Annotated in this window: 16 protein-coding genes and 1 other RNA gene; 4 read left to right on the top strand and 13 right to left on the bottom strand. The window is 63.3% G+C overall.

The features are described from left to right. The first annotated feature begins 42 nt into the window (after nt 1–42). Complete coding sequence (locus tag ACYQ0G_RS00765) at nt 43–792, top strand: hypothetical protein (protein WP_460098310.1); 750 nt, start codon at nt 43–45, stop codon at nt 790–792. An 89-nt stretch (nt 793–881) separates the two neighbouring features. Here ACYQ0G_RS00765 and ACYQ0G_RS00760 read toward each other — a convergent pair whose 3' ends face one another. From ACYQ0G_RS00760 to ACYQ0G_RS00745, 4 genes are all read right to left on the bottom strand, one after another. Continuing rightward, nucleotides 882–1,154 carry an HU family DNA-binding protein gene (locus tag ACYQ0G_RS00760; protein ID WP_221541894.1) on the bottom strand — a complete coding sequence of 91 codons (273 nt, stop codon included), beginning with the start codon at nt 1,152–1,154 and terminating at the stop codon, nt 882–884. A gap of 212 nt (nt 1,155–1,366) precedes the next feature. Then, nucleotides 1,367–3,760, bottom strand: coding sequence for an endopeptidase La (gene lon / locus ACYQ0G_RS00755; RefSeq protein WP_460098308.1), 2,394 nt, complete (start codon nt 3,758–3,760; stop codon nt 1,367–1,369). A 289-nt stretch (nt 3,761–4,049) separates the two neighbouring features. Continuing rightward, the gene (locus ACYQ0G_RS00750) at nt 4,050–4,391 is read right to left on the bottom strand and encodes a YbaB/EbfC family nucleoid-associated protein (RefSeq protein WP_460098306.1); all 342 of its coding nucleotides are present in this window, start codon (nt 4,389–4,391) and stop codon (nt 4,050–4,052) included. A gap of 10 nt (nt 4,392–4,401) precedes the next feature. Continuing rightward, nucleotides 4,402–6,297 (bottom strand): DNA polymerase III subunit gamma/tau, encoded by a 1,896-nt coding sequence (locus tag ACYQ0G_RS00745; RefSeq protein ID WP_460098305.1) that lies wholly within the window; start codon nt 6,295–6,297, stop codon nt 4,402–4,404. An 86-nt stretch (nt 6,298–6,383) separates the two neighbouring features. On the opposite strand from ACYQ0G_RS00745, the gene ACYQ0G_RS00740 reads away from it, so the two are divergent. After that, nucleotides 6,384–6,872: a DUF4188 domain-containing protein gene (locus ACYQ0G_RS00740; protein ID WP_460098304.1), complete on the top strand. Its 489-nt coding sequence runs from the start codon at nt 6,384–6,386 to the stop codon at nt 6,870–6,872. Here the strand turns inward: ACYQ0G_RS00740 and ffs are convergent. From ffs to ACYQ0G_RS00720, 4 genes are all read right to left on the bottom strand, one after another. Further along, an RNA gene (gene ffs / locus ACYQ0G_RS00735) (signal recognition particle sRNA small type) lies at nt 6,871–6,965 on the bottom strand. The genes ACYQ0G_RS00740 and ffs overlap by 2 nt on opposite strands. Before the next feature lie 146 nt (nt 6,966–7,111). Then, nucleotides 7,112–7,390: an ETC complex I subunit gene (locus ACYQ0G_RS00730; RefSeq protein WP_221541899.1), complete on the bottom strand. Its 279-nt coding sequence runs from the start codon at nt 7,388–7,390 to the stop codon at nt 7,112–7,114. 116 nt (nt 7,391–7,506) lie between these two features. Further along, complete coding sequence (gene hrpB, locus ACYQ0G_RS00725) at nt 7,507–9,942, bottom strand: ATP-dependent helicase HrpB (protein ID WP_460098302.1); 2,436 nt, start codon at nt 9,940–9,942, stop codon at nt 7,507–7,509. Between the two features lie 28 nt (nt 9,943–9,970). Beyond that, nucleotides 9,971–10,987, bottom strand: a complete 1,017-nt coding sequence (locus ACYQ0G_RS00720) for a polyprenyl synthetase family protein (protein ID WP_460098300.1) — start codon at nt 10,985–10,987, stop codon at nt 9,971–9,973. Nucleotides 10,988–11,054: 67 nt separating this feature from the next. Here ACYQ0G_RS00720 and ACYQ0G_RS00715 point away from each other — a divergent pair, with 67 nt between their 5' ends. Next, nucleotides 11,055–11,363 (top strand): chorismate mutase, encoded by a 309-nt coding sequence (locus ACYQ0G_RS00715; RefSeq protein ID WP_460098298.1) that lies wholly within the window; start codon nt 11,055–11,057, stop codon nt 11,361–11,363. Between the two features lie 12 nt (nt 11,364–11,375). On the opposite strand, the gene ACYQ0G_RS00710 is transcribed toward ACYQ0G_RS00715, so the two are convergent. The 5 genes from ACYQ0G_RS00710 to ACYQ0G_RS00690 all read right to left on the bottom strand — a co-directional run bounded on the left by ACYQ0G_RS00710 (nt 11,376) and on the right by ACYQ0G_RS00690 (nt 15,476). Continuing rightward, on the bottom strand, nt 11,376–12,137 hold the full coding sequence (locus tag ACYQ0G_RS00710) for a hypothetical protein (protein WP_460098297.1): 762 nt from the start codon (nt 12,135–12,137) through the stop codon (nt 11,376–11,378). A gap of 44 nt (nt 12,138–12,181) precedes the next feature. Beyond that, nucleotides 12,182–13,675 (bottom strand): sensor histidine kinase, encoded by a 1,494-nt coding sequence (locus tag ACYQ0G_RS00705; protein WP_460098295.1) that lies wholly within the window; start codon nt 13,673–13,675, stop codon nt 12,182–12,184. Then, the gene (locus ACYQ0G_RS00700; RefSeq protein ID WP_460098293.1) at nt 13,623–14,303 is read right to left on the bottom strand and encodes a response regulator transcription factor; all 681 of its coding nucleotides are present in this window, start codon (nt 14,301–14,303) and stop codon (nt 13,623–13,625) included. Before ACYQ0G_RS00700 ends, ACYQ0G_RS00705 begins: the two co-directional genes overlap by 53 nt. Nucleotides 14,304–14,388: 85 nt before the next feature. Next, the gene (locus ACYQ0G_RS00695) at nt 14,389–14,694 is read right to left on the bottom strand and encodes a PepSY domain-containing protein (RefSeq protein ID WP_460098291.1); all 306 of its coding nucleotides are present in this window, start codon (nt 14,692–14,694) and stop codon (nt 14,389–14,391) included. Nucleotides 14,695–14,756: 62 nt separating this feature from the next. Next, entirely contained in the window at nt 14,757–15,476 is a 720-nt protein-coding gene (locus ACYQ0G_RS00690) for an SIMPL domain-containing protein (protein ID WP_460098290.1), read from the bottom strand. A gap of 132 nt (nt 15,477–15,608) precedes the next feature. Here ACYQ0G_RS00690 and ACYQ0G_RS00685 point away from each other — a divergent pair, with 132 nt between their 5' ends. After that, nucleotides 15,609–17,174: an amidohydrolase family protein gene (locus tag ACYQ0G_RS00685; RefSeq protein WP_460098288.1), complete on the top strand. Its 1,566-nt coding sequence runs from the start codon at nt 15,609–15,611 to the stop codon at nt 17,172–17,174. Nucleotides 17,175–17,232 lie beyond the last annotated feature (58 nt).

The following is a 17,232-nucleotide window of genomic DNA, read 5'->3' as shown; positions in this document are numbered from 1 at the left end:
GGATGCCTCCTGTCGCCTGGCTCGTTTACGAGCGAATTGCACATGATGAAGGACGGTACTTTCTCATACAGCTATGACGGTGAGATTCAGATGCTGGCCCTTTCTCAACTGGCGGCGATGGGGAACAAGGGCGATAATACTTTCGAAGCGGAATGCTGGGACGACGATTTCGAGCAGCGTGATTGCACAACCGAAGAGATCGAGCAGCAAAGGGCGGAATGGGACGCTTCGGCAGATGAGCGCGAAGCCAAAAACCACAGAGAGGTCGAGCAGGCGAAGGCCATGTTTGGCGGGATCGATCCTTCGGATCCCGAAGCTGCGCAAGAACTTGCTGACCGCCTGTCACGACAGCGGGGTTGGGATCAGGTCATCTATAAGGGCGATGGCCTGTTCGATGTCGACTTTTCGATTTCAGGCCAAATGACCTATGATTTCGTATTCCCGGTCGTCGAGAAACTGCCGGTTGCAAACAGCTTTGTGACCGTGGTCATGCGCGAGGGCAATCAGGTCCGGGTGGATGCGCCCGGCTTTGCCAACGCGGGTGGCTCCAATCCGATGCACGGCATGATGGGTGGCGTGGCCGGCATGATGCAGATGATGATGGAAGACGAAGGCGGGGAGATGCCCGAGGTCGCGCTTCCTGACGGCACTTTTACCATCATCACCGATGGCCGCATTCTGGCGAACAACACCGATGAAGGGCCGCAGGCAGTGGCCCGCGGGCAGGCTTTGACGTGGGACGTGACGCCGCGGACCGAGCAGGCTCCGACGGCGCTGATTGCTTTCGACTGAGCGCCCTGCCTAACGCAGCCCGGCGCAACGAAAAACGCCGCAGCGGCCGGGTGGCTGCTGCGGCGTTTCCTGTAGTCGAACGAGGCGTCTTAGTTGACGGCGTCCTTGAGGCCCTTGCCGGCCTTGAACTTCGGCTGGTTCGAAGCCGGAATGTTCATCGGTTCGCCGGTGCGCGGATTGCGGCCGGTAGAAGCCTTGCGCTTGGCAACCGAGAAGGTGCCGAAGCCGACGAGACGTACTTCGTCACCGTCGGAAAGCGACTTGGTGATAGCATCGAAAACGCCTTCTACTGCGCTGGAAGCGTCGCTCTTCGAGAGACCGCTTGTTTCTGCAACTGCGGCGATCAGATCGTTCTTGTTCATTATTCTTGAAACCCCCTCAATACGAGTTCTGAATTGTTATCCGGTGAATCAGTTCGACCGGGAGGCCGGGAATTGAGAGCCTTTTGCGCTCCGTGTCAAAGGCAAATTCCCCTGAAAACGGCGGGTTTAACCATGTAAAACCTATTTATGCGGCAAAACGGGCATTTGATGTGCCGCAGCGAGCAAATCGCTGCGGCACATCGTGTCATATGTTAATGCGCAGTCGGCGCCGAACTACCGACCTGTGGGTGGCCAGGCTGGCTGGCGAGATCGTCGGCCTCGGTCCACTCGATGGGTGCGGGAACCGAAGTCAGCGCATGCTCCAGCACCTCGTCGACATGGCTGACCGCCACGATCTCGAGACCCTGCTTCACATTCTCGGGTATCTCGGCGAGATCCTTCACGTTCTCTTCCGGGATCAGCACCTTCTTGATGCCGCCACGAAGCGCCGCGAGGAGTTTCTCCTTCAAGCCGCCGATGGGGAGCACCCGGCCTCTCAAGGTGACTTCGCCGGTCATCGCCACATCGGGCCGTACCGGAACGCCCGACAGGGTCGAGACGATCGAGGTCACCATACCGATACCCGCGCTGGGGCCATCCTTGGGCACGGCGCCTTCGGGAAGGTGGATGTGGATGTTCTTGCGCTGGAAGATGCTGGGCTTGATGCCGTAATGCGGGGCGCGCGCCTTCACGAAACTGAAGGCCGCGGCGACGCTTTCGTTCATCACTTCGCCCAGCTTGCCGGTGGTCTTGATTTCGCCCTTGCCCGGCGTGGTCACGCTTTCGATGGTCAGCAATTCGCCGCCCACCTCCGTCCAAGCGAGACCGGTCACGGCCCCGACCTGTGCTTCTTCTTCGCCCATGCCGTGCTTGAACTTGCGCACACCGGCGAAGTCGGAGAGGTTTTCCGGCGTGATCTTCACGCTGGTCGCCTTACCTTCTAGGATACGGCGCAAGCTCTTGCGGGCCAGCCGCGCCAACTCACGCTCCAGCGTACGGACGCCCGCTTCACGCGTGTAATAGCGGATAAGGTCGCGCAGTCCGTCTTCGGTCAGCTCGAATTCGCCGTCCTTCAGGCCATGATCCTTGATCTGCTTCTGCAGCAGATGGCGGGTCGCAATCTCGACCTTCTCGTCTTCCGTGTAACCTTCCAGCCGGATGATCTCCATCCGGTCCAGTAGCGGCTGCGGCAGGTTGAGGCTGTTGGCCGTGGTGACGAACATGATGTCCGACAGATCCAGATCGAGCTCCAGATAGTGATCCTGGAACTTGCTGTTCTGTTCGGGGTCCAGCACTTCGAGCAGGGCCGAAGCCGGATCGCCGCGAAAGTCCTGCCCCAGCTTGTCGATCTCGTCGAGCAGGAAGAGCGGATTGCTCTTTCCGGCCTTCTTCAGATTGGTGACGATCTTGCCTGGCAGCGAGCCGATGTAGGTGCGTCGGTGGCCACGGATCTCGGCCTCGTCGCGAACGCCGCCGAGTGACTGGCGTACGAATTCGCGCCCGGTCGCCTTGGCGATCGACTTGCCGAGACTGGTTTTGCCGACGCCCGGAGGGCCGACGAGGCACAGGATCGGGCCCTTCAGCTTGTTGGTCCGCGCCTGCACGGCGAGGTATTCGATGATCCGGTCCTTGACCTTCTCCAGCGCATAGTGATCCGCATCGAGGATCTCCTGCGCTTCGCCGATGTCCTTCTTGACCTTGCTCTTCTTGCCCCACGGCAGGCCGAGCAGCACGTCGAGATAGTTGCGGATGACCGTCGCTTCGGCGCTCATCGGCTGCATGGCCTTGAGCTTTTTCAGCTCGCTTTCCGCCTTGGCGCGCGCTTCCTTCGAAAGCTTGGTCTTGCCGATCTTCTCGGTCAGTTCGGCGATCTCGTTGCCGCCGTCCTCGTCGCCATCGCCCAGTTCGTTCTGGATCGCTTTCAGCTGTTCGTTGAGGTAGTATTCGCGCTGGGTCTTTTCCATCTGGCGCTTCACGCGGCCACGAATGCGGCGTTCGACCTGAAGAACCGACAGCTCGCCTTCCATGAAGGACATGACCATTTCCAGCCGCTTCAGCGGATCGGGTTCGACCAGCAAGGACTGCTTGTCGGATACCTTGGCCTGAATCGCGGCGGCGATGGTATCGGCCAGATCGCCGGCATCGTCGATCTCGCCAAGCTGCTCTGCCGCATCTTCGCCGATCTTCTTGTTGAGCTTGGCGTATTCGCCGAACTGTTCGACCACCTGGCGCATCATCGCGCTGATTTCGGTGCCCGACGTGGTCGGTTCCTCGATCTCGGTGACTTCGGCGGCGACATACTCGCCCACCGTGCGCAATTCGTTGAGCTTGGCGCGCGCCTGTCCTTCGACCAGCACACGCACCGTCCCATCGGGCAGCTTCAGCAGCTGCAGCACCTGTGCGATCACGCCGGTATCGTAGAGGTCGCGGCCTTCGGGATCATCACAGCCCGGATCGAGCTGCGAGAGAAGGAAGATGTCCTTCGAACCTTCCATGGCGACTTCCAGCGCCGCTACCGACTTGTCGCGCCCCACGAACAGGGGAACGACCATGCCGGGGAAAACCACGATGTCGCGCAGGGGAAGGAGGGGAAACGTCTCTGTCATATGCATTCTGTCCATCTGCGGCCCGGGTCGGGGGCCGTCGTGTCGGCACCAGATATGGGTAGCGACTTTGCAAGGTGCAACGCCCGGTGGGGGCTAAGCTGTGTACAGTGCGCCGCGTTCAGTTTCATGCGCCTCAATCTGAAGGGTGGAGCACATGGAGCACACCCCTGGAGATAAAAAACCCGTCCCAAATGCAAGGGGCCGCGGCGATTGATCGCGCGGCCCCTGCCAATGTCCGGTTCTGAAACCATGGCCTGGGCTTATCACGCAAAGACCATTGTAGGAAAGATCAGCCCAGACCGGGAATATTCATGCCCGGCGGGAGGCCCATTCCGCCCTGGATCGATTCCATTTCTTCGGCAGACTTGCGATCGGCCTTGTCGCGCGCATCGTTGAACGCGGCCGTGACGAGATCTTCGACCATCTGCTTTTCTTCGGGTTTCATCAGGCTTTCGTCGATCTGCACGCCGATGATCCGGCCGCGAGCGGTTGCGCGGACCTTCACCAGCCCGCCACCCGAAGCGCCTTCGACCTCGATCGTGTCGAGCTTGGCCTGCGCATCGTTCATCTGGGTCTGGATCTGTTCGGCAGCCTTCTGGGCGGCAGCGATCATTTCTTCCATCGATTTCATTTATCTGTCCTCATGCTCTGCGGTTCCAGGGAACCTCGCGCCGGATCGGGGGCAGTTCGGCGCCGTCTTCTATCATTTCGGCATCGGGAAAGGCAGCTTCAACCGCTTTCACCATGGGATGCTCTCGCATTGCCGCTTTTGCAGCTTCGGCCTTGGCCTGTCGCGCTTCTTCCATCGAAGGTTTTGCCAGCGAAGGATCGCCGGTTTCGATCTGCCAGCGCGTTTCGGTGACGGCATAGAGCGCGTCTTTCAGCACCGGCTCGATCGCGTCGGAATAGCGTGCATCGCGTGCATAGACGAGCTTGCCGGTTTCCACGCTGATCGGGCGGATCTGCAGGCGCATGATGCTTTCGGCCTGCAGCTTGCCCGCGGCGGATACCTTCTCAACCAGCTCTTCCCAGTCGAGCGCGGCGGGGGGCGCGCTTGCCCCGCCCTCGTCCGCAGTGCTGGCGGGCGCCGGGCCGCGTGCGGCGAGTTCTTCCAGCTGCTTCGCGAGTTTGCCCGGATCGGGCATGGTGGAAGCGTGCAGCACGCGCAGCAGGGCCATGCGCGCCGACACCAGCGGATCGGGCGCCTGGCGCACTTCTTCGTGCCCCTTCAGCAGCAATTGCCACAGCCGGTGGACCTGTCCGACTTCCAGCCGCCCTGCCCATTCGGTCAGCTGTTCGCGTTCTTCGGCAGTGGTCGCGTCCGCCTCACCGCCCGAAACCTGGGTCAGCGCGATGCGGTGGGTGAGGTCCATCAGGCTGCGCATCAGCGCCAGCGGTTCGACGCCCAGCGCATATTGATCGTCCACCCCGGCCAGCGCCGATTTGGCATCGCCATCGAGTATCTGGGCGAACAGCCGCCGCTGCGCCCCGCGATCGGCAAGGCCCAGCATGTCGCGCACGCGTTCCGCCGTGACCATGCCGCCCGTATCCAGATCGGCATGGGCGATCGCCTGGTCGAGGATCGAAAGCCCGTCACGCACCGACCCTTCGGCGGCATTGGCGACGATGTGCAGCGCCTCGTCCTCGGCCTCGACACCTTCCTTGCGGCAGATTTCGGCGAAATGCGCTTCGAGAAGTTCGACCGGGATGCGGCGCAGGTCGAACCGCTGCGTGCGGCTCAACACAGTGACGGGCAGCTTGTCGACCTCGGTCGTGGCGAAGAGGAATTTCACATGCGCGGGCGGTTCTTCCAGCGTCTTGAGCAGCGCGTTGAAGGCGTTGCGCGAAAGCATGTGAACTTCGTCGATGATGTAGATCTTGTAGCGCGCCGACACGGCGGCATAGCGCACCGCCTCGATGATCTCGCGAACATCGTCAACGCCTGTGTGCGATGCGGCGTCCATCTCGATCACGTCGATATGGCGGCCCTCGGCAATCGCCCGGCACGGCTCGCACACGCCGCAGGGGCTGATCGTGGGACCGCCCTCGCCATCGGGGCCGATGCAGTTCAGAGCTTTGGCGATCAGGCGCGCGGTCGAGGTCTTGCCGACCCCGCGCACGCCGGTCATCAGAAAGGCATGGGCCAGCCGTTCGCGCGCAATGGCATTGGCCAGCGTGCGGACCATGGCATCCTGCCCGATCAGTTCGGCAAAGGTCTGCGGCCGGTATTTGCGCGCGAGCACGCGATAGGGCTGCGCTGCCTCTACCGGCGGTTCGGCGGGTGCGGCAGCCGCTGCCGGTGCTGGATCGGCCGGGGCCTGCGGCGCCTGAGCCGGAGGAGCTTCAGCCGGGGCGTCGGCAGATTCGGGCTCTGGCGGCGCGGGCTCTGCTTCCGGTTCCGGATCGGGCATGGCTTCGGGCGCGTCGCCGAACATCGAATTCTGCCCCGCAGCTTCCAGATCGGCCGCGCTCGGCATATCGTCGTCGGTATCGGTTTCCCAAGGAAGACCGTCAGAATTGTCCGGTGAATCACCCATACGGGTCTAGGTAGGCGCTAAGCCGCGTTTTGCGAAGCTTGACATTTAGGTTTCAATTTGAAATCTAATCGGCGAAGGAGTTGCCCATGGCTGTTGTATCAGGGCGGATGACCGCCGATTTCTCCGGTCCGCTAGTGGTGTTCGTGATCGGAATGCGGATCAACCATTTCCACAGGATCGCGAAATGGTGGCCCGTATTGAGCGCCATGGGCCCGATGCTGAAAGAGCTTTCGGCCAATCCGGACAGCGGTTTTCTCGGCACCGAATATTGCCTGCAGGGGCCGCGGCAGGTGATGTTACTGCAATATTGGAAGGATTTCGACAGCTTGGAACGCTATGCCCGCTCGCGCGACGAGAAGCACTGGCCGGCCTGGGTGGCGTTCAACAAGAATGTCGGGAATGACGGAACCGTGGGCATCTTCCACGAAACCTACACGGTCGGCGGCGGCGCGCATGAGACGATCTATGCCAACATGCCGCCCTTCGGCCTGGGCAAGGTGGCCGGTTTGGTCCCGGCGACCAACTCGCGCAACGCGGCGCGCAGCCGGATGCGGCTTGGTACCGATGCTGGGTGATTAAGGAGCCGAGCGACCCGCCGCAATTCACCTGGGCTGCTTCCTTCCGGACCTGACCCGGTGAGCGAACGCTAACGTCCACCCGACTCCCGGTCGGGCATATGGCCGGATGAGTCTCGCATTTCAAGCAAAACGTCTTCGCGAGCCGAAGGCGCGGCGATCCAGCTCTACCGCTACGCTAGCCTAACAGGTCGGAAACTGGATGCCGCATCGCCTGCGGCTCCTCGCAACCCCGATGCTCACCGGAAATTGTCGGCGTAGGCCTGCAGCTTGAGATTATGCGGCGGCGTGGCGTGGACGCGCGCGGCGATGCCGTATTTCTCGGCATAGGCCTTGGCTTCGTCCTTGCTGGGGAACTTCAGCTGCACCTGAGCCTGCGTATCGCCGCTGCCGGTCCAGCCCATCAGCGGGTCAGCGCGGCGCGCCTCGGACTGTTCGAATTCCAGCACCCATTCATCGGTGCGGGCCTTGCCCGATTGCATCGCGCTCTGCGGTCTTTGATAGATTCGTGCAGCCATTCTTTTCAGTCCCTCAAACGCCGGGCGGCGGACATCCGTCCGCCTAGGCTTCCTCGCATTGGCTCGGGCGGGCGGTCGCCCTTGCCGCCCGCTTCGCGGTCGGATCGCCCTGTAGTTCAGCCGCCGGAATTTTGGAAGGCGTTCTTGGTCTTCAGGCTGGGCTTTTCCGCCCATGGCTCTTCGGGCCAGCGATGCTTGGGATAGCGGCCCTTCATGTCCTTGCGCACATCGTCCCAGCTGCCGCGCCAGAAATTGGGCAGATCGCGTGTCGACTGGATGGGTCGGCCAGCCGGGCTGGTAAGCTTGAGCAGGAGCGGCGTGCGTCCCACCATCGGGTGGCGTTCCAGCCCGAACAGGGCCTGCACCCGCACCTCGACACTGGGGGCATCGTCGCCCGTATAGTCGATCCGGTGCGTGGTCCCGGCAGGCGAGGTGAACTCGCGCGGCGCCTCGCTATCCAGCCGCTGGCGGTCGTTCCAGTCGAGCATGTTGAGCAGCGCGTCGACCAGTTTGCCCCGTGGCACATCCAGATCGCGGCGGCCTTCCAGCAGCGGGGCCAGCCACAGTTCGGCCGTATCAGCCAGCTTGCCCGCATCGAAGGCGTCCAGCCCGATGAAGCGGGCGCGCGCGGCCAGTTCTGCAGGAATGAGTTTTGCCGGGTTTTCCAGAGCCTTTTCCACAAGGCTGTCCACAATGACCTGCCGGTCGGGTTTTGGATCGGGTCCGCTCGCCAGCGTGATCGCGCCCAGCCGCCGTTCGACCAGCGCCTCGATCCGGTCGCCCTTCCAGCGCAGGACCTTTCGGCGTTCCATCCGGTCACCAAGCCAGCGGTCAAGATCGGCCTCTTCCAGCCTGATCGCCGAGGTGATCCGCGCGCCCTTGGCCTGCCCCTGCGCATCCCCGATCACGAGGAAATCCGCGCGCGCCAATGGCGACGCGGGATCGAGCATGAAGCCGCGCCCCCCGGAGGCGATCCAGTGTTCGCCCGCCACATCGCGCTTGCGGGCGATAAAATCGGGGCGACCTGCTCCAAGAAGCACACCGGGTGGAGGCATCGCCCCCGCCCTGCTCTCGTCCTTGCGCGAGACCAGATCACGCGCCTGTTTCGCCCAGCGTTCGGCAAGCTTGCGGCTCGCCTCGGCCCGCGTGCCGCGATCGCCGTTCCAGCGCGACAGCCGGGCCTCCAGATCCTCTCCGCGCCCGCCGACCCCGCGCTCCTGCAGCAGCAAGGCCAGCCGCGCCGCAGTCCGTTCTTCGCCATGCTCAGCCGCGAACAGCATCATGGCCGCCGCCGCCGGATCGAGCGGCAGGGTAGCCAGTTTCTCGCCCAGAGCGGTAATCCGGCCCTCGTCATCGAGCGCAGCCAACCCCTTCAGAGTCGCCCGCGCGGCACTTACCGAGGGATCCGGCGGCGCATCGAGCCATTGCAGGCTGGCGGGATCGGTAGTGCCCCATTTCGCCAGATCGAGCACGAGCGGCGCGAGATCGGCCGTCTCCATCTCCGGTGGATCGAAGCGCGGCCTGCCGCCATGGCCGCCCTCTTCCCACAAGCGATAAGCCACACCCGGCCCCTGCCGCGCGGCGCGCCCTGCCCGTTGCGCGGCGGCCGCCTGGCTGGCGCGGTGCGTCACGAGATGGGTGGTGCCCGCCGCCCGGTCGAACTCCGCCCGGCGCGCGAGACCTGCGTCCACCACCACCGAAACACCGTCCAGCGTCAGCGAGGTTTCGGCAATCGCCGTCGCCAGCACGATCCGCCGACGCCCCTCGGCATCGCGCCGGATCGCCGCGCGCTGGTCGGCGGGCTGGACCTGTCCGTGAAGCGGCAGCACGAGCGCCTTGGGCAGCCGCTCCTCCAGCCGTTCACGCGTCCGTTCGATTTCGCCGACACCGGGCAGGAAAGCCAGAATGTCGCCCTCCTCGTCGCGCCAGGCCGTGGCGATGGCTGAAGTCATGGCGTCTTCCACGCGCATCTGAGGCGATGATCCGAGCCAGCGTATATCCAGCGGATAGGCGCGCCCCTCGCTCTCGACGACCTGTGCGCCCTCGCCCATCAACGCGGCGAAACGCGATCCGTCGATCGTGGCCGACATGACGAGGACCCGCAGATCCTCGCGCAGCACGCCCTGCGTTTCAAGCGCCAGAGCCAGCCCCAGATCGCTGTCGAGATGCCGCTCATGCGCTTCATCGAACAGCACTGCGGAAACGCTTGCGAGTTCGGGATCGGCAAGGATGGTGTTCACGAAGATCGCCTCGGTCATCACGAGGACGCGTGTTCTCGCCGATCGCTTGCTGTCGAGCCGGGTCAGATACCCCACGGTTTCGCCGGGTTTTTCCCCCAGCATCTGCGCCATCCGCTCCGCCGCAGCGCGTGCGGCCACGCGGCGGGGAGAGGTGAGGATCACCGTGCCATCGCACCAGTCCTCGCCCAGCAGAGCCGGAGCCACTGCCGTGGTCTTGCCCGCACCAGGCGGCGCGACCAGCACCGCGCCATTGCGATCACGCAAGGCGCCGAGCAGATCGGGCAGGACGGAAAAGATGGGGAGGTCGGACACGGAAGCGCCTAGCCCCAAACCGCCGGAATCAATATCCCCGCGATACCGAGAACAGCGCCGCCTGCACCATGGCTTGGCGCGCCTTGCCATCGGGGAAGATCGACAGGGCATCGATCGCACGCTGGGCAAAATGACGGGCACGCGCCTTGGTATCGGACACGGCATTGTGCTTTTCGATCAGGCGGATCGCTTCGTCGAGATCGTCATCCGAGGTGCGGAAACCGGCAATGGCGGCTTTCCAGAACTCGCGTTCTTCCTCGCTCCCACGGGCATAGGCGAGGATGACGGGTAGCGTCATCTTGCCCTCACGGAAATCGTCGCCGCGATCCTTGCCCATTTCGGCGGCGTTCGAATCGTAATCTAGCGCATCGTCGACCAGCTGGAAGGCCACACCCAGATTGCGGCCGTATTCGTCCAGCGCCTGCTCCTCTTCCTCGCTGCATTCGGCGACGACAGCGGCGATGCGGCTGGCGGCGGCGAAAAGCGCGGCGGTCTTGGCGCGGATGATGTGGAGATAGCGTTCTTCGCTGGTGTCGATCTTGCGCTGGGCGGTCAGCTGGTCGACCTCGCCCTCGGCAATGATCGCGCTGGCGCCCGAGAGGATCTTGAGGACCTTGAGGCTGCCATCCTCGGTCATCAGCTCGAAGCTGCGGCTGAACAGGAAATCGCCGACCAGCACGGTGGCCGGATTGCCGAAAATGATATTGGCCGCTGCCTTGCCGCGCCGCAGATCGCTGCCGTCGACGACATCATCGTGCAGCAGCGTGGCGGTGTGAATGAATTCGACCGCCGCAGCGAGCCGGTAATGGCGCGTGCCGCTATATCCAACCAGCTCCGCCCCGGCGAGCGTGAGCATCGGCCGCAGGCGCTTGCCGCCACCGGAAATGAGATGGCCCGCCAGCGCGGGGATGAGCGGCACCTCGCTCTGCATCCGGTCCAGGATGACCTGATTGACCTGATTCATACCCTGTGCGGTGAGCGCCAGCATGGGCTCGATCGAGGGTTGCGGAGCCTTGCGCGGAAGGGGAACGACGTCTGCTGTCATGTCTGCTTGGCCATGTCCTTCCTAACCTTTCTTGGCAAGAGATGGTTTCCCGCTAATCTGACAAACGATGACGCAGGAAGCGCAACACTCCGCCGCCGAAGATGCCACGCTGGCAGGCTTTCGCAAAAGCATCGACAATATCGATGCCGCTCTGGTCCACATGCTGGCCGAGCGTTTCCGAATCACGCAGGCCGTCGGGGCCTATAAAGCGAGGGCGACCTTACCCCCCGCCGACCCGGGACGGGAGAAGGAACAGATCGCCCGCCTCCGCCGCCTGGCCGAGGAAAGCGAGCTCGATCCCGAATTCACGGAGAAATTCCTCCGCTTCATCATCGACGAGGTCATCCGCCATCACGAACAGGCGCGCAGGGGCTAACGCCCTACCCGATCATTCGATCTGGGTGTTGCGCCGGCTTCCGGGATCGCGACGTATCGACTGATTGCGGACGGCCGGGCGCTGCGGCTCTACGCGGCGCTTTTCCACCTGTCGCGGAGCGACGTGGGCACGCGGTGCCCGGCTTGGCTTGGCAGACTGCGGTTCGCGGCGCGGCGCCACCGATTGCCGGTCGCGGCGCGGGGTCGCGCGTTCGCGGCGCTCTTCACGAGCCTTGCCCCGCGCAGCAGCTTCTGCCGCCTTGCGAACCAGCCCGCCGGCAAAACCGTTGCCCTGTCTGCCCCGCTCTCTGCGCTCCTCGCGCCGGTCATGGCGACCATGGCGCTCATCCCGGTCACGGCGGTCGCCCCTGTAGTAGCGGTCCCCGCGGTGCTGGCGATCATTGCGATGTCCGCGGCGGCGGTGATCGCGGTAATAGCCATCATTTCCGCGCGAATATCCATCCCAGTTTTCGTGATACTGCCGGTTTCCACCGCGCCGTGCGAGCCAGTAACCACGAAGGCGGTCGTTCCACTGGTGCCGTGCCCCGCGGCGATCGTAGACGTACTGACCTGCACCGGGATAATAGTAGTCGTCATACCAGCCGTAATAAGGGTCGTAGTAGGGATCGGCATATCCCGAACCGTAACCAACGCCGACCGATACGCTTGACCCGTATGGATCGAGCATGGTCGCGCAACCAGAAAGGCCAAGGCCAGCGGCCATAACCAGACCCATGCGCAGGGCGAAAGACTTTTTGGGTGCTGTGATATCCATGAGCCGTTGTATATCGGCGCCGGATTGAACGGGTCGTGAACCCTTTACTGTGCGCGTGGCAGGCGTAGCATCACAAGCAGACCGCCCAAGTCCTCGCTCTCGCCGAGTTCCACGTCACCCGAATAAATCTGCGCCACATCGCGTACGATCGCGAGACCGAGGCCGGTGCCGGGCTTGCCCGTATCCAGCCGCGCCCCGCGGTCGAAGATGCGGGTGCGGTCGGCTTCGGGGATGCCCATCCCGTCATCCTCTACCCAGATCGTGCAAAGCTCCGCATCGGGTTCGGCATCCACGGTGACGAAGACGCTGCCGCCGCCATATTTGGCCGCATTCTCGATGAGATTGCCGAGGATCTCGTCGAGATCCTGCCGCTCGATCGCAACTATCGCCCCGCGATTGCCATCGAGGTCCAGGCGCGCATCCTCGTGGATGCGGGTGACGGCTCGCAGCACGCTCTCCGCGCTCGGCCATACGGCCGCCCGGGCGTGGCCGGAAGCGCGGCGGCCGACAGCGCGGGCGCGGGCCAGATGGTGTTCCACATGGCGCTGCATGGTGCGCGTTTCGCGGCACACGAGGTCGGAAAGCTTGGGATCGTGCGCCGTGGCAGCATTGGTGAGTACGGTGAGCGGGGTTTTCAGCGCATGAGCGAGATTGCCCGCATGCATGCGCGCTTCTTCGGCCTGCCGTTCACTATGGGCCAGCAGCGAATTGATCTCCTCCACCAGCGGCTCCACCTCAAGCGGCAGAGGCTCGTCGATCCGGTTCGCGCCTTCGGAACGCATGGACTGGATCGCGGCCCGCACGCGGCGGAGCGGCGAAAGGCCGTAATAGCTCTGCAGCACCGCCATGATCAGCAAGCCAAGACCCAGCGCGGCGAAGCTCCATACGAGGATCGACCGAATGCGCCTTATCTGCGCGTCCATTTCCTCGCGGGCGGAAGCCACGGCAAAGGTCCAGCGCGTATCGCTATCGGGCAGGATGATGCTGCGTTCGGCAATGCGCAGCGGTTCGTCAGGGAACTGGTTGCTGTCATAGAAATGGGCATCGTCGTCGACATGCTCGCCGTCGAGCTGGAGCGTGCGGTCCCACAGGCTGCGGCTTGGATAGGGATCGCGGCCCGGCCCGCTGATCTGCCAGTAGACACCGCTGTTGACCTCGAGAAAACGCTGGTCGCCGAGCGAGCGGTAGAAGCGGACATCCCCCCAATCATCCACCTCGGCAGAGGCGATCAGGGCGGTCAGCACATATTCCAGCTGGTCGTCGAAATTGCGCTGGACCTGACTGGTAAGCGTGCGTTCGAGGGCGAAACCGCCGCCAAGCAGCAGCACCGTGATCCAGATGGCCGCAATCGCCATCATGCGCGCAGCAAGGCTGCGCTGCGGTCCCGGCTGGGAGTTCAGGACGACCGGTGACGCGTCGTCCGCAGGCACGGATGCGTCACCGGCAGGAGAACCCGCCGCCGGACGCGTCTCGCCCGCCACTTCCTCAGGAAGCGCGGGGTGCGTCGGCGGGGTCGTCGAGGCTATACCCGAGTCCACGGATGGTCGTGATGACGTCTGCGCCCAGTTTCTTGCGGATGCGCGTGACGAAAACTTCGATCGTGTTCGAATCGCGATCAAAATCCTGGTCGTAAATATGTTCGATCAATTCGGTGCGGCTGACCACCTTGCCCTTGTGGTGCATTAGATAGCTCAGCAGCTTGTATTCCTGCGCGGTCAGTTTGACCGGCTCGCCCGACAGAGTGACGCGTCCAGAACGCGTATCCAGCCGGACCTGCCCGGCGGTCAGCTCGCTAGAAGTGTTGCCCGAAGCGCGGCGGATCAGCGCGCGCAAGCGGGCGATCAGTTCTTCGGTCTGGAATGGCTTGGCGAGGTAATCGTCGGCGCCCGCATCGAGGCCGGCGACCTTGTCAGACCAGCTGTCACGTGCGGTCAGCACCAGCACGGGGAACTTGCGCCCCTCCTTGCGCCACATGCCGAGCACGGTCAGTCCGTCGATCTCCGGCAGACCGAGGTCGAGAATTACAGCGTCGTAATCCTCGGTCGAACCAAGGAAATGGCCGTCCTCGCCATCGGTCGAAAGATCGACTGCATAGCCATTCCCTTCGAGCGTGCTCTTGAGCTGCAGGCCGAGCGTCGGCTCGTCCTCGACGATCAGGATTCTCATGAATTTCCGTCCTCGCTAATAATCTTGCGCGTGTTGTTCATGTAGATGAACGCGTCAAGATGAACGAGGTTTCGAATGGTGGAATTCAGTTGCTGCGACGCAGGACGCGGCCAGTGCGCGCATCCACGTCCACGTAAATGACGCGGCCATCGCGAATGAACTTCAGGCGGTAGGCCATGGCGGTCGAATCGTAATCGAAGCCCAGATATTCCGCACCCTTCATCTGCGGCAGGATACGGTTTTCGATCTCCCGGGCGCGCAGGATATTTCCCGCACGCATTTCCTTGCGCGCCTCGCCCTGATCGGAGCGACGCTGCGCCTCCGCAGGAGTAGCGGCAATCGGTCCGGCGATCAGGCCGAAGGCGAGCAACGATGCGATAACCTGTTTCATGATGCCGTTCTGACTAATCGGATGGCATTGAACAAGGTGTGAATGTGGGCAACTGCCTGCATTCAGCGGGTCATTTCGTATTTGACGGTAATGCTGACACCGGTCGAAATGGTACCCGGTTCGACGGGCGCGGATTCGTCCGATGCCATCATCCTGCTTCCCGTTACGACGATCGGCTGCGGGCCCGAGCGGCCCTGCATGCTCTCGTTGATCTCGAGCAGGCGAACATTAGAATACCCGGCAAGCGAAGCATATTCGCGGGCCTGCGCTTCGGCACGCGTGATTGCGGCACGGCGGGCAGCGGCCTTCGCGGACTCATCGTTTTCCAGGCCGAACCGCGGTCCGTTGAGATCGGTCGCGCCAGCCACCACCAGGGCATCGAGCACTTCGCCGGTCTCGTCGATCTCGCGCAGCTTTATCGTGACACGGTTGCTGGCCTGATAGCCGCGGAAGATTTGTTCCTGCCGCTGCTGGTCATAGTCGTAGCGCGCATTGAGATTGATGCTGCTGGTCTGGATGTCGCGCTCTGCGACGCCGAGCGATTTGATCCGCTCGATTACCGAGCGCATCGCGCGCGAATTCTGGCGCAGGGCCTCGACCGCAGTGGGCGCTTCGCTGCTAACCCCGGCGCTGACAGTCACCATGTCGGGCGCCGCATCGACTTCTTCCATCACGGTCAGTTCGACCACCGGGCCGGTGGCCGCGATCTGGATTTCGGCAGCCTGCGCTGTCATAGGCAGCCCCGCAGCAAGTACCACGGCGGGAATGGCGTAGCGGATCATGGACAATCTCCTGTTGTTTAATCGATCTGTGGTCTTGGCCGCTTTACGCGCGCCTGAACGAAGTCGTTCCGCGAAATACTTTGCCGCAAAGAAAAGACCGGGCTAGCCAGAAGCTCGATAGAGGGGACGCCAGTGATCAGATTGCCGAAATTCTTTGCCATTGCTTTGGCCGCCGTAGTTTCCACGCAAATCTCGGCTCAGCCGATGGAACGCGTACCCGATCGCACCGAAGGCGAAGGGCCCTACGACACGCTGATCGTTTCGGGTGCGACCATGGTGGAAGGATCCGGCGCGCCGCCCACCGGGCCGGTCGATATCGTGATCGAAGGCAACCGGATCGCAGCCATTCACGGCGGCAGCGCCCCCGACGCCGTGCGTGCCCGCGCAGGCCGCATTGTCGATGCCAGTGGCATGACTGTGATGCCCGGCTTCGTCGACGTGCATGGACATAATGGCGATGCCGGCAAGGCAGGCCAGTCCTCCTATGGCTACAAGCTGTGGCTCGCCCATGGCGTGACCAGCGTACGCGGCGTTTCCTTCTACTGGGGCCCCGGTCAGCCCGATCTGGAAGACACGCGCCGCAGCGCCGCCAACACGATCACCGCGCCGCGCCTGTTTCCCTATGCCGCCTTTGGCGACAAATGGAGCGGCGGCACGATCGACAGCGAGGCAAAAGCGCGCGAATGGGTCCGCTGGGCGAAGGCGGAGGGGTTCTGGGGCATCAAATTCTTCAACTCGCTCGAACCCGACCTGCTCGGCGCGGCGCTGGACGAGGCGGAAAAGCAGGGCATCGGCACCGTGGCCCACCTTGCCCAGCCGGGCGTGCAGCGCGTCAATGCCCGCAAAGCGGTGGAACTCGGCATGGACGGGGTCACCCATTTCTACGGCCATTTCGAAAGCCTGCTGGATGACGCCGCCCTCCCCACCTATCCGCAGGGTTATAATTACGCCGACGAACAGTCCCGCTTCGCCTGGGTCGCACGGCTGGCCGATCAGGTGGTGGAACCCGGCAGCGAGAAGTGGGACGAATATGTCGATTTCCTCGTCGACAGCGGCGTGACGTTGAGCCCGACCTTCAACATCTATTCCGCCAGCCGCGACGTGATGGCCGCGAAAAACCGCGACTGGCACGAACGCTACACCCTGCCCAGCCTGATGGAATTCTACGCCCCCAGCGCCACCAATCACGGCAGCTATTACAAGGACTGGTCGACCGAGGACGAAGTCGCCTGGCGCAAATTCTATCGTTACTGGTTCGACCTGATGAAGGAATTTCACCGCCGCGGCGGCCGCGTAACCGCTGGCAGCGATCCGGGCTATATCTACCAGACCTGGGGCTTCGCCTATATCGGCGAGCTGGAAATGCTGCGCGAGGCGGGCCTCGAACCGCTCGAGGTGATCCGGGCGGCCACGCTGTCCGGCGCGCAGGAAATCTACCAGCCGCGTGGAGAAAAGCCGCCGATGGGGACGATCCAGGTCGGCAAGCTGGCCGATCTCGTGATCGTGCCGGGCAATCCGCTCGACAATCTGAAGCTGCTCTACGGCACCGGTCATACGAAGCTAAATTACGAGACCGGCGCAATCGAACAGGTCGGCGGCGTGCGCTGGACCATCAAGGACGGCATCGTCTACGACGCGCCCGCCCTGCTGGAGGATGTGGCAAGGATGGTCGAGGAGCAGAAGGCGGTGCGGCCTTAGGGCGCAGTTGTTACAGGCGGAGCGTGGCGGTCCGTCGTGGGTCGGCCTGTGGTTCGGA

The organism is Qipengyuania triglochinis, from assembly GCF_054655615.1.
This window is presented reverse-complemented; position numbering and strand designations above follow the sequence as displayed.

Coding starts and splice junctions, on each gene's coding strand:
- ACYQ0G_RS00765 (WP_460098310.1), top strand. CDS start 43: ATGATGAAGGACGGTACTTTCTCATACAGCTATGACGGTGAGATTCAG.
- ACYQ0G_RS00760 (WP_221541894.1), bottom strand. CDS start 1,154: ATGAACAAGAACGATCTGATCGCCGCAGTTGCAGAAACAAGCGGTCTC.
- lon (WP_460098308.1), bottom strand. CDS start 3,760: ATGACAGAGACGTTTCCCCTCCTTCCCCTGCGCGACATCGTGGTTTTC.
- ACYQ0G_RS00750 (WP_460098306.1), bottom strand. CDS start 4,391: ATGAAATCGATGGAAGAAATGATCGCTGCCGCCCAGAAGGCTGCCGAA.
- ACYQ0G_RS00745 (WP_460098305.1), bottom strand. CDS start 6,297: ATGGGTGATTCACCGGACAATTCTGACGGTCTTCCTTGGGAAACCGAT.
- ACYQ0G_RS00740 (WP_460098304.1), top strand. CDS start 6,384: ATGGCTGTTGTATCAGGGCGGATGACCGCCGATTTCTCCGGTCCGCTA.
- ACYQ0G_RS00730 (WP_221541899.1), bottom strand. CDS start 7,390: ATGGCTGCACGAATCTATCAAAGACCGCAGAGCGCGATGCAATCGGGC.
- ACYQ0G_RS00720 (WP_460098300.1), bottom strand. CDS start 10,987: ATGACAGCAGACGTCGTTCCCCTTCCGCGCAAGGCTCCGCAACCCTCG.
- ACYQ0G_RS00715 (WP_460098298.1), top strand. CDS start 11,055: ATGACGCAGGAAGCGCAACACTCCGCCGCCGAAGATGCCACGCTGGCA.
- ACYQ0G_RS00710 (WP_460098297.1), bottom strand. CDS start 12,137: ATGGATATCACAGCACCCAAAAAGTCTTTCGCCCTGCGCATGGGTCTG.
- ACYQ0G_RS00700 (WP_460098293.1), bottom strand. CDS start 14,303: ATGAGAATCCTGATCGTCGAGGACGAGCCGACGCTCGGCCTGCAGCTC.
- ACYQ0G_RS00695 (WP_460098291.1), bottom strand. CDS start 14,694: ATGAAACAGGTTATCGCATCGTTGCTCGCCTTCGGCCTGATCGCCGGA.
- ACYQ0G_RS00690 (WP_460098290.1), bottom strand. CDS start 15,476: ATGATCCGCTACGCCATTCCCGCCGTGGTACTTGCTGCGGGGCTGCCT.